The organism is Occallatibacter sp. FHG110214_02 (assembly GCF_059115385.1).
Window position 1 is genome coordinate 51,902 of record NZ_JBZYWK010000012.1, and the last position, 14,750, is coordinate 66,651.

Consider the following 14,750-nt stretch of genomic DNA (forward strand, 5'->3'; position numbering starts at 1 on the left):
TCTTCGCCCCGTTGTGTGTGCGGAGAGAACAAGTTAACACAAGTTTTTGCCTGCCGGAGGGCTGATTTTTCTTCATACAACGGCTTTTCTGGCGGCAATTTTGGTTGGTGGAATGATGTTTTGGAATACTTGTCCTTTTCGGGGACAGTTGACTGCAATTTTTCTTTTCTTCTTTTTGAGTGGCGCGGTAGCTGCGCGGGCCCAGCAGGTCGATTCGGGCGTCGCGGCTGCGGCGGCTGTTGCCGTAGACGCAGCGGAGGTTCCGCAGGCGCCGGACGCACAGCCGGGTTCAATTGCCGGCACCGTGATGGATGCGTACGGCGATGTGGTTGTTGGCGCCACCGTGAAGCTTGAAGACGGCACGCCGGCGGACTTGCGCACGGCAGAAGCGAATGACGGCGGCACGTTTCAGTTCACGGGACTGCGGCCGGGTGTAACATACCACCTTACGGTAAGCGGCACGGGGTTTGTGAGCTGGAAGTCACAGGATATTGTGCTGAAGCCGGGCGAGTCCTATACGGCAACAGGAATTCAGTTGAAGCTGCCAGATAACGCGGCCTCGGTGACGGTGTATGCGGATACAGCCGCGATTGCCACGGAACAGGTGAATGTGGAGTATCACCAGAAGGTTCTGGGGTTCATTCCGAATTATTACGTTGTGTATGACTCGGCGAACACGGTGCCGATGACGGCGAAGCTGAAGTTTCAGATGGCGTTGAAGGCTGCGACCAACCCGGTGAGCTTTGCGGGGGCATTTTTTCTGGGAACCGTAGACCAGGCAGCGAATACGCCGGATTATCACCAGGGATGGAAGGGATACGGAGAGCGCGTGGGAGCTGTTTATGCCGACGGCTTTACGGACATTCTGTTTGGCGGAGCAATTCTGCCGGTGCTGCTGCATCAGGACCCGCGCTACTACTACCAGGGAACGGGCACGACGAAGTCGCGGCTGATGCACGCGCTTTCTTATCCGTTTATCTGCAAGGGCGATAACGGAAAGCTGCAGCCGAACTACTCGACGATGGGCGGGGATTTGATTTCTGCTTCGCTGTCGAATATTTACTACCCGCCGTCGAACCGCGGGGCTGGGCTGGTGTTTACCAACTTTGCAGTAGGCACGGCAACGCGTGGAGTCAGCACAATTCTGCAGGAGTTTGTGCTGCGCAAGCTGACACCGGCAGCGAATAAAGATAATTAAGACCTGCGCTGCAGGCAAAATCAAAGGTGTTTTCAGGGCTGAAATCTGACCTGTTCCGGTCGTTTTCAGCCTTTCTTCTCTTCCCTCCCCTTACTTGCGTAGCCGGGATGTATTCGTCCTGTGACGTTAGGGCGCTATTCTGTGGAGGTAATGACAGACTCCATTGCTACTCCCCGCCGTGTGGCGGTTTATTGCGCCTCTACGATTGGAAATAATCCTGCTTACCGTGCCGAGGCTGAGGCTCTTGGCGCGGCGATTGCTGCCGCTGGCCTTGGGCTTGTGTATGGTGGGGCGAATGTCGGGTTGATGGGTACCGTGGCCGATGCCGCGCTTGCCCACGGAGCGGAAGTGATTGGCGTGCTGCCGGAGGTGCTGGCAGGGCGCGAGATTGCGCACCCAGGGCTGACGCGGCTGGAGATGGTCTCATCCATGCACGAGCGCAAGGCCCGCATGGTGGAGCTGTCCGATGCGTTGCTGATTCTGCCCGGCGGATATGGAACGCTGGATGAGCTGATGGAGGCCGTTACGTGGGCGCAGCTTAAGATTCACTCGAAGCCCTGCGTGCTTATCAATACACTGGGCTATTGGGATGAGCTGCTCGGCTTTCTGGATAAGGCCGTCAGGGAAGGCTTTTTGAAGCCGCAGTACCGGGGATTGATGCTGGTAGCGGCGAGCGCAAAAGAAGCAATTACGATGGCAAACATTTAGGAAAACGATGCGTATCTGGAAGCCAACACTCGCCGCAATGGGAATTGCCCTGGCAATGGGCGCAGCAACTCGGGCGCAGAATCCTCCGGATCAATCGGAAACAGAAGTATCCCAGCTTGTGCAATCCTTTGTGGCTGCCGAAGAAGCTTATGATTCCGCGGCGCTCTCCAAACTCATCAGCGAGCGGTACGTCGAAGTCTCGCCCGCTGGAGAAGTCGATGCTCATGATCGCTTCCTGGGCTTCTATACGCAGGACAAGAAAACCTCGTGGCCGCCTCACACCCTCTCTGACAAAGAGATTCGCGTATTTGGTGATACGGCGATTGCAATCCTCAAATTTACCTATACGATGCCCGGCGAGAACGGCCAGACCCGCAATATGGAGATTCGCGGAAGCTTTGTGGCGAAGCGCGAAGGCGGAACATGGAAGCTGATTGGCGCGCAGTATACGGGCATTCGGCCTGCGCCTGCGAGCCACTGAGAACAGGTGCACTGTCCGAACTCTCTTGTGCAACCATTTTGTAACAAAGTTTCCTTCGGCCATGAGATAGCATGGGGGCCGAGGTGAACCATGAGCTTGCAGGGTAAAACCGCCGTCGTTACGGGCGCGGCAACGGGAATTGGACAGGCAATTGCAATCGCGTTCGCGCAGGCGGGCGCGGCTGTGGTGGTGGACTATATTGGCGATGCCTCCACCTCGAAAGATACGCTCTCGAAGATTGACGCGATTGGCGGCAAGTCTCTCGGCGTTGAGGCAGATATCTCCAATCCGGACCAGGTGAACGGATTGATTCAGCAGACGGTTGCCGCTTTTGGCAAGCTGGATATTTTTGTGAACAATGCCGGGATTGAGAAGAAGTTTGCCTTTGTTGACTACCCGTTGGAAGAGTGGCAGAAGATTATGGCGGTGAACCTGACGGGGCCGTTTCTATGCGCGCAGGCTGCGGCAAAGCAGATGATTGCGCAGGGCGGCGGCGGGCGCATCCTCAACATCTCTTCCATTCATGAAGACCTGCCCATGCCGACAAACGCGCCTTATTGCGCATCGAAGGGTGGCCTTCGCATGCTCACGCGAACCATTGCTGTTGAGTTGGCTCCGCACCAGATTACCGTGAACAATATTGGCCCCGGCGCTATCTTCACGCCTATCGACAAGGACGTGGAAAGCAATGCGGATCTGAACCGTCAGATACTGGCAGAGATTCCCGCAGGGCGATGGGGCAAGCCTGAAGAGGTGGCGAAGCTAGCGGTTTATCTGGCTTCTGACGATGCCGCGTATGTCACGGGGAGCACGTATTTCATTGACGGCGGAATGCTGCGGAATGCAGGAAGTTTGTAGATAGGGGCCAGGGACGAAGGACGAAATCAAGGCGGGATGATGGTTATCCCACCCACCCGCAAAAACGCGGATGGATGGGGCACCCAATTTTGGTGATAACAAAAGGGGGAGGCTTTTCGGCCTCACCCTTTCTGTTTTGTTGCTTCGTTATTTTGTCAGAGGCTCCGGCGTTGGGATGCGCGGCAGCATCTCCGCACGAGTGGCGGCGTTGTAGGTGAACCATGCTTCGATCATGGCCCCCTGCATCACGTCGTCCTTCTGTACGCGGTCATAGAGATCGGCGTTGGAGTGGTGGGTGCGCGTGCCGTACTCCAGCCCATCCTGCTGGAAGCCGATACCGTTCAGACCAATCCACGAGAAAGCGGTTGAGTCCGTGCCACCGGGCGAAGGAGTGGGCCGGAACTGCATGCCCGACACAGCAACGATGTGCTGGTCCTTGATTGGCTCAATCCATGACTTGAAGATTGCGCCGATCTCCGGGCTGCCACCTGCCGATACGCCGCGGAAGCGGCCCGAACCGCCATCGTCGTTGAAGTAGACATCCAGCTTGTCGTACTCGGGAGTCTTCTTCATGGTGTCGCGTGGAGCAAAGTGTTGCTGCACATACGCAGTGGAGCCGTAGACGCCTTCCTCTTCGCCGCCCCACAGGGCAATGCGGACCGTACGCGCCATAGGCTTTTTCAGCGAAGCAAGAATGCGCACGGCTTCCATGGCCACCGCAGAGCCGGTGCCGTTGTCGGTGGCTCCTGTACCGCCCTGCCAGCTATCAAAGTGGCCGCCGAGCATTACGACTTCATCCGGCTTGGTGGATCCGGGAATTTCGCCAATGATGTTGAAGGCGTTCTGGTCATCCTTCTGATATTCGACCTGAATATCGAAGGTGAGCTTGGGCGTGGTTCCGTGCTGCAACAGGCGAACGACGCGGTTGTACTGCTCGGCTCCAATGGCGACAATCGGAGGCGGAACGGGGTCGTTGGGATTCTGTGAACCGCCGTAGGAGGAGAAGATTGTGCCGCCGTCACCGTTGTAACCGGGCGTGAGAACTACGGCTGCGCCCTCTTCCTTCATGAAGGCATTCACTTCGTTGCGGAGAGCCTGATTCTTAGGACCGGAGAGAGCAAGCGAAGTCGGCGTGTACTCCCATGTGCCTTCTCCGGGGCGGCCACGACCGCTGGGGTCGCGATTGGCGGCAGCACCGCCGGGAGCACCGGGACCGCGTCCACCACGCGGAGCGTTGGAGGCTGCGCGAGCTTCAATCTCTTCATCGGTGGGGCTGGGCATTGCGTCCGGCGTGGTGTGCAGATGGAGCGGAGCCGGATCAAACATGAGTACAATCTTGCCCTTCAGCTTGCCCCTGTATTTCGCGAAATCGTCCTTGGAGTGGATGGGAGCCCATATGGCGTCCGCCGTGATGGGACCGTTGGTGCCGGGCGTCCATGCCAGCGGGAAACCGGGAATGGAAGCATAGGCCGGGGATTCCAGTGCGCCGTAATACTTCTTAATCTGCCAGCCGTAGCCGAAGGGCCACTTTTCGAGGTGGACATTCTTCAGTCCCCAGGCCCGCAACTGCTGCATGGCCCACTCGGCTGCTGCGCGATGATTGCGGCTATTGGTAACGCGGGGGCCGTAGACCTCGGAGATGTAATAGAGGTGTTCCATTACCTGCGAGTTCTGAAAGGCTTCGTGCTTGATCTGCGCAAGGGCGTCGAGGTCAACCTTGTCGCCTGCAGGTTCCTGTGCGGTCAGGGATGGGATGAGCAGCAGAGCTATGACGAGAGCGGCAGCCTGCTTTATGCGGTACAGGTTCATAGAGGTTCTCGCTTTCAAGAAGGAAAAATCTGGATTAACGGACAGGGCGAAACCGAGTTAGCAGAGGCAAGAGAGATGTCCTGCGAGATCCGTACGTTATGCAACCGCAGGGAGACTTTTCACAATGCTGTAATGGGACAAAGCTATCGAATTCGCCTTCGCAACGCAAGATGGAAGCCATCAGGAATCGCTGAAACGATTCTCGAATCGCCTGTTTGTGCTGCAATGCTCAGCCTGCTACGGGTTCCAATTGCAGAGAGGCGGACTCGGTTTGCGGCTGAGGTGGACAGCCTCTTGCATACTGCCGCGGTGAGCAGCCCATGACGCGCTTGAAAGCTGTGCTGAAGGCGCTTTCCGATTCATAACCAAGCGAGGAAGCTACGGTTGCGATGGAGTCCTTGGTGTTGGCCAGCTTGTCGGCGGCAACAAGCATGCGCCAGCGGGTGAGGTAGTCCATGGGTGACTGGCCTACTTTTTCCTTGAATCGCTGCGCGAAGGTGGAGCGCGACATTCCGGCCTGTACGGCGAGATCGTGCAGTGTCCATGGATGAGCTGGAGTGGCGTGAATCGCCTGAATTGCCGCGCCAATCTGCGGATCGGCAAGCGCATAAAGCCATCCCACACCGCCCTGTGGACCATAGCAACCCGTCATGTAAAGACGCAGCGCCTGCAGCAGAATCATGTGGGCAAGATGCTGAACCACGAGAAAGCCGCCCGGCTGCTCATCGCCTAGCTCCTGGCGCATGTGTTCGAGATACCAGCGGAGCGTGGCTTTGTCTGACTCCTTGCGGATGTGCGCGACAGGCGGCAGCACATCGAGCAGAATGCGCGCATGATTGCCGGTGAAAGCGAAGAAGCCACCAACAATGCAGCAGTCTCCGCCGCCGTTGATGACAGTGAAGCGGCCCTTGGGTTGTTCGTTTTTCAGTGGTATGTAGGCCCGATAATCCACTGGCGGAAGAGAGAGGTCGGTTGCCAGGCGGAAGGGACGGCCATGAGGGAGCAGAAAGCAGTCGCCCGCAGTAAGGCGCATGGGCTCTGGTTCCCCCTCGACAACAAGCCAGCCCTCGCCGGAGACAACGGCATAGCACTTGATGCCGTCATGGCGTCCGAACTGAACCGCGTGGCTCCCTCCGATGTCAAAACCACCGGCGGCGTAGGTATGAGGCTTGAGCAGTGAAAGAACGTCGGATAGCGGGTCCATATCTGTTTGATTCCAAACCTGGCTGGACGATTGCAAAGATATTACGGACTTCCAAGTATAGATAGTACGCAGCTTGTAGCCTATTGTGCTGATAGTGAGGTTGCGGACAGCATGGATAACTGCTCCAACCCACCGATAAGGAGAAGCTATCATGCGTGTTTTTGTTACGGGCGCAGCGGGATTTATTGGCTCAGCGCTGGTGAAGGATCTGATTGGTGCGGGGCATAGCGTGCTGGGTCTCGCCCGCAATGACGCGAATGCGGCAAAGCTGACCGAGTTGGGCGCAGAGATACATCGCGGCGATTTGACCGACCTGAAGAGCCTGCAAAACGGCGCGGAGCAAGCTGATGCTGTGGCTCATCTTGGCTTCGTTCATGACTTCACGCGGTTTGCTGAAGTAAGCGCCATCGATAAGGCTGCGATTGAAGCAATGGGCGAAGTGCTGCTTGGCACCGAAAAGCCATTGCTGGTAACGAGCGGAGTAGCCGTTCTGCCGCAAGGCCGTGTCGTCACGGAAGAAGATGTAGCGCAGCATCAGTTTCCGCGCAAGTCAGAGGAAACAGCCGCAGAGCTAGCACAGCGTGGAGTACGAGCGGGCGTGGTACGACTGCCTCCCACGACGCATGGCGCTGGCGACCACGGCTTTGTTCCGCGGCTGATTGAGATTGCGCGGGAAAAAGGCGTAGCGGCATATGTGGGCGAAGGCAAAAACCACTGGCCTGCGGGGCATCGCCTGGATGCGGCAGTAGTATTTCGCCTGGCGCTGGAAAAAGCCCTGCCCTGGGCACGCTATCACGCAATTTCCGAAGAAGGCGTGGAGTTCCGCGCTATTGCTGAAGTCATCGGAAAGCGTCTGGGCATTCCCGTAGTCAGCAAAGCGCCGGAAGAAGCAATGGAGCACTTCGGCTTCCTCGGGCTGTTTGCGGGAGTGGATGTTATCGCTTCGAGCACATGGACGCGCAAGGAGCTCGGCTGGGCACCGAAGCAGCCGGGGCTTCTCGCGGACCTCGATACGCCAGAATATTTTGCAGGGGCGAGCAAGTACGCGGGACAGTAGCACTGCGCTTGACGGCGCTGGTGCTGGAAAGAAGGGACGTCCATCAGGACGTCCCTTCTTTAGTTGGGCGCGCCGGTTAGTTGGGTGGCAGCCAGCTTGCACTCGCCGCAGGTGCAGTGGCGGCGGAGGTAGTCCCACGAATAGATCCCAGCAGAGTGCCCGTCCTGCCAGTTGAGTTGCAGTGCGTAGCGTCCCACAGCCTGCGCACTTACCGGGCGCGCTGGCGGAGTATACATAGGGAGCAGTTCAGTCGCTTTTGACGGGGCTTCCCCAGCAGCGCGGTTTTGCTGCTTGCGCTCCTCAATGCAGGTGGCACAGGGGCAGGCATTGCGAAGCCACTTAAAATCCCAGGCGCTCTTGTGGCCATCCTGCCATTCAATTTCCAGGCCCTTACCTTCCGTAATGAGCACGCGGACCTTGGCGGGGGTAATGGCGGCGCGGGCAAGCGGCTTTTCTTTGGCTTCAAACTCGGCCTGTTCCTGCGCGCTGATAAAACGGATTCCTTCGTGGCTCATAACTACATTATAGGGACGAGTGATGAAGGACGAGGCACGAAAGGGACAGCTGGAGTCGCGGCGTTTTCGTTCCTCGTCCTTCGTCCCTACCTGTTCTTATAGAAAAACCACGCTGCCATGGAAAAACCTATGACTACAACCGTGGTTCGCAAAACCTGTTGCGGGATGCGGCGGGCCAGCGAAGCGGACGAATAACCGCCAATGGCGCAGGCAATCATAGCGAGAAGACAGTAGCGCCACTCGACCTGCCCGGTGATGACGAAGATGAAAAAGGCTACGCCGTTGGCCATGGTGGTGGAGACAACTTTGAGCGCGTTGATCTCGTTAAGGTCCCGGAAGCCGTACAACGAGAGCGTCGTAATGATGAGAAAGCCCGCTCCCGCGCCAAAGTACCCAATGTACGCGCAAACAACAGCGGTGATAACGAAAAGGGTAAGGCGGTTGGGTGAGGGTTCGGCCTGCGATGAGGCAAGCTTTCTGCTTTCCCGCCAGCGAGTAACGGGACCGCTCAGCGCAAAGAGCGTGGCAGCAATCAGCAGCAGCCACGGCACCAGGTGCAGAAACGTAGATTGCGGGGTACGGAGGAGAATGATGGCTCCGACGGTGCCGCCGAGGAAGCCAGCCGTGCCCATAAGAACAGCCAGCCTGAGATATTTGCGGACATCATTGCGATAAGCGGCGACGGAGGTAAGCTGCCCCGGCCAGAGTGCGACGGTATTCGTGGCATTCGCCTGCACGGGCAACATTCCGGTGCTCAACATGGCGGGAAACGAGAGAAACGAGCCTCCGCCAGCTACCGCATTCAGGACTCCGGCAAGAAACGAGGCCACAATCAGCCACAGCCAATGGCCGCTAAAGGGCAGAGCGTAAGAATTCATTTCTCTCTAGATTGTAGTGCTATGCGGGGCGTTCGGAGATTTCCGCGATTCCAGCGCGATGCAAGTCTTTTATTTTCAATGCATATATGATTATTTTGAATAATATTAGCGTAATAGACTCATATTTCATGAATCTTTTGTGCTACGATTCCATCAGATTGATTGAAGGCCGGTGAGAGGATCTCCCGGCTAAACATTTATCTGTTTGGAGGACACACAATCATGGCCATTACCCGTTGGGACCCGTTTCGCGAAGTCTTTGCGCTGGAGAACCGCTTCAAGCCGCTGTTTCGCGGATTTGACGAGGGCGCGGCGCTGACTGGTGGCTTTGTGCCTGCTGTCGATATTTATGAGGACGCCGAGAAGGTGGTTCTCAAGCTCGAAGTTCCGGGCGTGGAAGAGAAGGACCTCGACGTTCGCGTGGAGAAGAACACGCTAACGGTGCAGGGCGAGCGCAAGTTTGAAGGCGAGGAGAAGCAGGAGAACTTCCACCGCATTGAGCGGCGCTACGGCAGCTTTTACCGGGCCTTTACGCTGCCCACCACGGTGGACACCGAAAGTATTGACGCGAAGTACAACGCCGGCGTGCTGAAGCTGGAGCTGAAGAAAAAGGCAGAGGCTCAGCCGAAGCAGATCAAGATTAACGTTGCGGCGTAACAGCAGCGTTGAACCGCCGGCTTTTGGTTATTCGCTTGGTTAAGCTAAGGCTGGCGGTAGTGCGAGGCGCCGGGAGTGAATGCGAAATTGCTTCACCCTCGGCGCATTTTTGTTGGTAGTTGCAGGATGCGTGAATAGCATCCAAAATTCTGTGTGAGAGCTATGGCCGCAGCTTGGCGATCTGAGCTAAAAGCTAATAGCTAGCAGCTAAAGGCTGTTTTTGAGGAGCTGTCTTTCATGGCGATTCGTTGGGATAAGTTGACGGTAAAGTCGCAGCAGGCAATGCAGGAGGCGCAGGGGCGCGCCGCAGAGCTTGGCAATCCGGAGATTGTGCCGGCGCATTTGCTGCTGGCCCTGGTAGAGGACCGCGAAGGCGTAATTCCTGCTGTTCTCGAAAAGATTGGCGCACCGATTGAGCGCCTTGAAAGCGAACTGCGCGGCATCGTCGAGAAGCTTCCGCGCGTTTCTGGCGGGGCGCAGCCGGGGCTGAGTCAGGCGTTGAATAAGGTCCTCGAACAGGCATTCAAAGAGGCCGACACCTTTAAGGACGAGTATCTTTCGACCGAGCATATTCTGCTGGCGGCAGCCAAGCAGAAGAATGACGCAGCACGCGATGCTCTGGCAGCCGCGGGCGCCACGCACGACGCAATCCTGAAGGCACTGACCGCGGTTCGCGGCTCGCAGCGTGTGACCGATCAGAATCCTGAGGCAAAGTTTCAGGCTCTCGAAAAATACGCGAAAGACCTCACCGAGCTTGCCCGTCGCGGCAAGCTGGACCCCGTCATTGGCCGCGATGAGGAAATCCGCCGCGTCATCCAGGTGCTAAGCCGCCGCACCAAGAACAACCCCGTGCTCATCGGCGAGCCCGGCGTCGGCAAGACAGCCATCGTCGAAGGCCTCGCACGCCGCATTGCTTCCGGGGATGTGCCGGAGATTCTGAAGAACAAGCGCGTCATTTCGCTCGATCTCGGCTCCATGCTTGCCGGCGCGAAGTATCGCGGCGAGTTTGAAGATCGCTTGAAGGCGATTCTCAAAGAGATTGAAGAGTCGAATGGAGAGATTGTGCTCTTCATCGATGAGCTGCACACACTCGTTGGCGCAGGCGCAGCCGAAGGCGCAATTGATGCAAGCAACATGCTGAAGCCCGCGCTGGCTCGCGGTGAGCTGCGTGCCATCGGCGCCACCACGCTGAACGAGTACCGTAAGTACATCGAGAAGGACGCCGCACTCGAACGCCGCTTCCAGATTGTCTATGTCGGTGAGCCGAATGTCGAAGACACGATTGCGATTCTGCGCGGCCTGAAGGAGCGCTACGAGCAGCATCACAAGGTGCGCATCAAGGACTCCGCGATCGTCTCCGCGGCCACGTTGTCGCATCGCTACATCAGCGACCGCTTCCTTCCCGATAAGGCTATCGACCTTGTCGATGAAGCAGCAGCATCGCTTGCCATCCAGATCGGCAGTGTTCCCACGGAGATTGACCAGCTTGAACGCGAAACCACCTCGCTCGAAATTGAAGCAGCCGCGTTGAAGCGCGAGACAGATGCGAACAGCATAGAGCGGCTTGCGGAAGTTGAGAAGGAAGTGGCCGAGAACAAAGAGAAGATTACCACTCTGCGTGCGCGGTGGACCAATGAGCGCGATGCGATCACTCGCATCAGCGATCTGAAGAAACAGATTGAGAGCCTGCGCTTTGAAGCTGAAGAACAGACGCGCAAAGGCCAGCTCGACCGCGCCGCACAGATTCAGTATGGCGAACTGCCCAAGCTCGAAACCGAGCTGAAGGAGTTGAACGCCCTGCAGGATGGCGCGGCGAACGAATCAACAGCTCGCATGCTGAAAGAAGAAGTAGACGAAGAAGACATCGCGAAAATCGTCTCCAAGTGGACCGGCATCCCCGTTACCCGCATGCTTGAGGGTGAAGTAAAGAAGCTCGTCCACATGGAAGAGCGGCTGAAGGAGCGTGTCGTTGGCCAGGATGCCGCGTTGAACGTTGTTGCAAATGCAATCCGGCGTTCGCGTGCAGGCTTGAGCGACCCGAAGAAACCAATCGGCTCGTTCATCTTCCTCGGTCCAACCGGCGTAGGCAAAACCGAAACTGCCAAGGCTCTCGCCGAATTTCTCTTCGACGACGAGCAGGCGATGGTGCGCATCGACATGAGCGAGTATATGGAGAAGCATGCCGTCGCACGCTTGATTGGCGCGCCTCCGGGCTACATTGGCTACGACGAAGGCGGCCAACTGACCGAAGCGATTCGCCGCAGACCATACGCAGTCATCCTGCTTGACGAAATCGAGAAGGCGCACCCCGATGTCTTCAACGTGCTCTTACAGGTAATGGACGATGGCCGTCTGACAGACTCCAAGGGTCGCACCGTGGACTTCAAGAACACGGTGCTGATTATGACTTCGAATCTTGGCTCGGCTGCGCTGACGGCCGATACGTTGAAGACGGACCATGATTTCGAGATGGCGCGCGAGAGTGTGATGCGCGTGCTTCGCGAACATTTCAGGCCGGAGTTTTTGAATCGCGTGGATGACATTGTTATCTACAAGCCGCTGGGCAATGCGCAGGTGAGCGCGATTCTCGACCTGCGACTCATGGACTTGCAGAAGCTTCTCGAAGACCGCCAGATCAGCTTCGAACTGACAGAACCCGCACGCCAGCTAATCCTGGCCGCTGGCTCTGACGCGGCCTACGGAGCAAGGCCGCTGAAGCGCGCATTACAGCGCATGGTGCAAGACCCGCTGGCGATTAAGATTCTCGACGGCGAAGTATTGCACGGCTCGCATGTGAAGATTGACGTGGATCGCAAGACGAATCAACTGCACTTTGAAGCGATGGGCCGCGAAGCAATGGCTTAATCGTCAAAGCCAAATAACTTAAAAGCCGGGCATATCTGCCCGGCTTTTTTATTGCCTTAATTCAACGATCGTCGCCCCTTGTCCACCTTCGATCTGCTCAGCTTCTGCAATCGTAGCCACATGAGGATGCGACTTCAGAAAGTCGCGCACGCCGCGGCGGAGGATGCCTGCGCCGTGACCGTGGATGACTCGCACTCTTGGCAAGCCCGCGAGAAAGGCTCGATCGAGATACTTTTCTAACTCTTCTGTGGCTTCGTCTACGGTGCGGCCTATGAGGTTGATCTCCATGCGCATGTCGTCGGTGTTGGCGTGGGCTACGGAGACTACTACGTTCTTTTGTTTGCGGACAGCATCTAGCGGAGTCTGCTTTTGCGCAGCAGGCTGCGGGTCGGCCAGGTCATCGCGCTTGACTCGCATTTTGATGGGGCCTAGTGCTACTTCAAAAACATCTTTCTCTACTTCGCGCTGGACAATAGCAACCTTGTTCATGGATTTGAGCAGCACTTTGTCGCCGGGGGAGATGTGGCGAAGCAGATGAGGCTGCGCATTCGCATCCCCAGTATCGGCTCCCGTGCGATGCGCAACTACGGTTTGATTGAAGCTCTCCTGAAACTCGCGGCGGAGGCGGGTGATGCGGCGCTCGGCTTCCTTGGATAGCTTTTGCTGCGCGGCGCGGTCCTCTACGGCGCGGACATTTTCGCGCATCTGGAATTCGAATTCCTTGAGCAACGACGCAAGCTTTTGCTCCAGTTCGCGAGTGCGCTTGCGGATTTCGTTGTCGGATTCACGGTCGAGGCGTTTGCGCTCTTGATTCAACGCGTACTGCTCTTCGCGAGCGAGTTTGCGTTCGGCTTCCAGTTGCGCCAGCTCGTTGTGAAGCTTGTCGAGGAAACGGGCCAGGTCGACTTGCTGCGTGCCAAGGCGTTGCTTGGCCGCGGCTACGATGCGCGAGTCGAGACCGAGGCGCTCAGCGGTAGCAATGCCTGCCGACGCGCCGGGAACACCCAAGCGAAGTTGGTATGTTGGAGCGAGGGTACGCTCGTCGAATCCTGCGGCTGCGTTGAGAACGCCTGCAGTGTTAGCTGCATAAACCTTGAGTGAGGTGTGGTGCGTAGTGATGATGGACCACGACTTCGCATCGAGGAAGAACTGCGCCACGGCTACAGCGAGCGCAGAGCCCTCTTCCGGGTCTGTCGCAGAACCAAGCTCATCAAGCAGTACCAGCGAATGCGTATCGGCCAATTGCACAAGACGCGAGAGGTTGGTGATGTGCGCGGAGAAGGTAGAGAGCGCGGCTTCAATCGATTGCGCGTCGCCGATGTCGGCGAGGAAAGCGGTGAAGATGGGGAAGCTTGCCTTGGCGGCAGGAATGGGAAGGCCGGCCTGTGCCATCATCGCGAGAAGCGCGGTGGTTTTGAGGGTTACGGTTTTGCCGCCGGTGTTGGGGCCGCTGATGATTAGCTGGCGGTGTTCTGACGTGAGCTCGAGTGTTAGCGGGATGATGGTGCCGCTTGTTGCGCGGAGGCGCTTTTCGAGAAGTGGGTGACGGGCTTGTTCGAGGGAGAGGATTTGCTCGCTGAAGGTTGGGGCTATGCAGTCGAAGGCTTTGGCGAAGCGGGCGCGGGCTTGGAGGCTGTCGATTCTGGCGAGGACGCGGGCACCTTCGGTGAGTGGGTGGGCGTAGGTGCCGACCTGGCGGGTTAGCGCGACGAAGATGCGGTGGATTTCGGCTTGCTCTTCTTCGAGGAGTTGGACGAGGAGGTTGTTTTGCTCGATGGTTTCGAGAGGCTCGACGTAGACGGTTTGGCCGGAGCTGCTGGCGCCGTGGACTACTCCGCTGACGCGGCGCTTGAGCTCGCTGCGGACGGGGATGACGAAGCGGTCGCCGCGGATGGTGATGAGATCGTCCTGCGTGGCGTTGTCGGCGGAGAGCTTGCGGAGGGCGGCGCGGAGGGATTCTTCGATGGCGCGCTGCTGGCGCTCCTGCTCGCGGCGGATTCGGTTGAGTTCGGGGGAGGCATCGTCGGCCAGTGTGCCGTCGGGGAGGAATTTTCTTTCTATCGATTCGGCTAGTGGTTTGAGGTTGAGGGTCAGGGATGCGGATAGTTCGGTGAGGCCGGGGAGTTTGCCGGCTAGGCGGGCTGGCGGTTGCTGAAGAAGCGATTGCCAGTTGGCGATGTCGTGGGCGAGGCGAGCGATGGATTGGAACTCTTCGGGTTCGAGGGCGGCTTCGGGGATTTGAGCTTTCGCCGCTAGTTGCGTGGGGTCGAAGAGGCCTCCAAGCGGGATGCTGATTTGCTCGTCGAGGATGAGGCGGAGCTCGGCGGTGAGGGCGTGCTCGGTGGTGATCCATTGCTCGCTTGTCGATGGGACGAGGGCGAGGATGCTTTCGCGGCCTACGGATGAGGAGGCGTAACCGGAGACTAGCGCCAGGAGTGGCTGCCATTCGAGGGCGGCGAAGTCGGCGTTGAGTGTGGGAGACGGGATGGGATTTATGAGGGCCACACTACCATTTTAGGT

12 protein-coding genes are annotated in these 14,750 nt (G+C 57.7%); 7 read left to right on the forward strand and 5 right to left on the reverse strand.

Features of this window, described 5'->3' with window-relative positions:
• Window positions 1-148 precede the first annotated feature (148 nt).
• The 4 genes from AC5S3R_RS12420 to AC5S3R_RS12435 all read left to right on the forward strand — a co-directional run bounded on the left by AC5S3R_RS12420 (window position 149) and on the right by AC5S3R_RS12435 (window position 3,245).
• Entirely contained in the window at window positions 149-1,198 is a 1,050-nt protein-coding gene (locus AC5S3R_RS12420) for a carboxypeptidase-like regulatory domain-containing protein (protein ID WP_494267357.1), read from the forward strand.
• A gap of 150 nt (window positions 1,199-1,348) precedes the next feature.
• Window positions 1,349-1,906 (forward strand): LOG family protein, encoded by a 558-nt coding sequence (locus AC5S3R_RS12425; RefSeq protein ID WP_494267358.1) that lies wholly within the window; start codon window positions 1,349-1,351, stop codon window positions 1,904-1,906.
• A gap of 7 nt (window positions 1,907-1,913) precedes the next feature.
• Window positions 1,914-2,387 (forward strand): nuclear transport factor 2 family protein, encoded by a 474-nt coding sequence (locus AC5S3R_RS12430; protein WP_494267359.1) that lies wholly within the window; start codon window positions 1,914-1,916, stop codon window positions 2,385-2,387.
• Window positions 2,388-2,477: 90 nt separating this feature from the next.
• On the forward strand, window positions 2,478-3,245 hold the full coding sequence (locus AC5S3R_RS12435; RefSeq protein ID WP_494267360.1) for an SDR family oxidoreductase: 768 nt from the start codon (window positions 2,478-2,480) through the stop codon (window positions 3,243-3,245).
• Between the two features lie 147 nt (window positions 3,246-3,392).
• On the opposite strand, the gene AC5S3R_RS12440 is transcribed toward AC5S3R_RS12435, so the two are convergent.
• Window positions 3,393-5,054: a M28 family peptidase gene (locus tag AC5S3R_RS12440; protein WP_494267361.1), complete on the reverse strand. Its 1,662-nt coding sequence runs from the start codon at window positions 5,052-5,054 to the stop codon at window positions 3,393-3,395.
• Between the two features lie 229 nt (window positions 5,055-5,283).
• On the reverse strand, window positions 5,284-6,258 hold the full coding sequence (locus AC5S3R_RS12445; RefSeq protein WP_494267362.1) for an AraC family transcriptional regulator: 975 nt from the start codon (window positions 6,256-6,258) through the stop codon (window positions 5,284-5,286).
• A 151-nt stretch (window positions 6,259-6,409) separates the two neighbouring features.
• Here AC5S3R_RS12445 and AC5S3R_RS12450 point away from each other — a divergent pair, with 151 nt between their 5' ends.
• Entirely contained in the window at window positions 6,410-7,315 is a 906-nt protein-coding gene (locus AC5S3R_RS12450) for an SDR family oxidoreductase (protein ID WP_494267363.1), read from the forward strand.
• 59 nt (window positions 7,316-7,374) lie between these two features.
• Here AC5S3R_RS12450 and AC5S3R_RS12455 read toward each other — a convergent pair whose 3' ends face one another.
• A complete protein-coding gene (locus tag AC5S3R_RS12455; protein ID WP_494267364.1) occupies window positions 7,375-7,830 on the reverse strand; it encodes a gamma-butyrobetaine hydroxylase-like domain-containing protein in 456 nt (151 codons plus the stop codon).
• 86 nt (window positions 7,831-7,916) lie between these two features.
• The gene (locus tag AC5S3R_RS12460) at window positions 7,917-8,708 is read right to left on the reverse strand and encodes a sulfite exporter TauE/SafE family protein (protein WP_494267365.1); all 792 of its coding nucleotides are present in this window, start codon (window positions 8,706-8,708) and stop codon (window positions 7,917-7,919) included.
• A 222-nt stretch (window positions 8,709-8,930) separates the two neighbouring features.
• On the opposite strand from AC5S3R_RS12460, the gene AC5S3R_RS12465 reads away from it, so the two are divergent.
• Entirely contained in the window at window positions 8,931-9,365 is a 435-nt protein-coding gene (locus AC5S3R_RS12465) for an Hsp20/alpha crystallin family protein (protein WP_494267366.1), read from the forward strand.
• A gap of 237 nt (window positions 9,366-9,602) precedes the next feature.
• A complete protein-coding gene (clpB, locus tag AC5S3R_RS12470; RefSeq protein ID WP_494267367.1) occupies window positions 9,603-12,230 on the forward strand; it encodes an ATP-dependent chaperone ClpB in 2,628 nt (875 codons plus the stop codon).
• 48 nt (window positions 12,231-12,278) lie between these two features.
• Here clpB and AC5S3R_RS12475 read toward each other — a convergent pair whose 3' ends face one another.
• Window positions 12,279-14,735, reverse strand: coding sequence for an endonuclease MutS2 (locus tag AC5S3R_RS12475; RefSeq protein ID WP_494267368.1), 2,457 nt, complete (start codon window positions 14,733-14,735; stop codon window positions 12,279-12,281).
• Window positions 14,736-14,750 lie beyond the last annotated feature (15 nt).

Bases quoted from the DNA above. Each gene is read 5' to 3' on its own strand.
- AC5S3R_RS12430 (WP_494267359.1), top strand. From the start codon at position 1,914: ATGCGTATCTGGAAGCCAACACTCGCCGCAATGGGAATTGCCCTGGCA.
- AC5S3R_RS12435 (WP_494267360.1), top strand. From the start codon at position 2,478: ATGAGCTTGCAGGGTAAAACCGCCGTCGTTACGGGCGCGGCAACGGGA.
- AC5S3R_RS12455 (WP_494267364.1), bottom strand. From the start codon at position 7,830: ATGAGCCACGAAGGAATCCGTTTTATCAGCGCGCAGGAACAGGCCGAG.
- AC5S3R_RS12460 (WP_494267365.1), bottom strand. From the start codon at position 8,708: ATGAATTCTTACGCTCTGCCCTTTAGCGGCCATTGGCTGTGGCTGATT.
- AC5S3R_RS12425 (WP_494267358.1), top strand. From the start codon at position 1,349: ATGACAGACTCCATTGCTACTCCCCGCCGTGTGGCGGTTTATTGCGCC.
- AC5S3R_RS12445 (WP_494267362.1), bottom strand. From the start codon at position 6,258: ATGGACCCGCTATCCGACGTTCTTTCACTGCTCAAGCCTCATACCTAC.
- AC5S3R_RS12440 (WP_494267361.1), bottom strand. From the start codon at position 5,054: ATGAACCTGTACCGCATAAAGCAGGCTGCCGCTCTCGTCATAGCTCTG.
- AC5S3R_RS12450 (WP_494267363.1), top strand. From the start codon at position 6,410: ATGCGTGTTTTTGTTACGGGCGCAGCGGGATTTATTGGCTCAGCGCTG.
- clpB (WP_494267367.1), top strand. From the start codon at position 9,603: ATGGCGATTCGTTGGGATAAGTTGACGGTAAAGTCGCAGCAGGCAATG.
- AC5S3R_RS12465 (WP_494267366.1), top strand. From the start codon at position 8,931: ATGGCCATTACCCGTTGGGACCCGTTTCGCGAAGTCTTTGCGCTGGAG.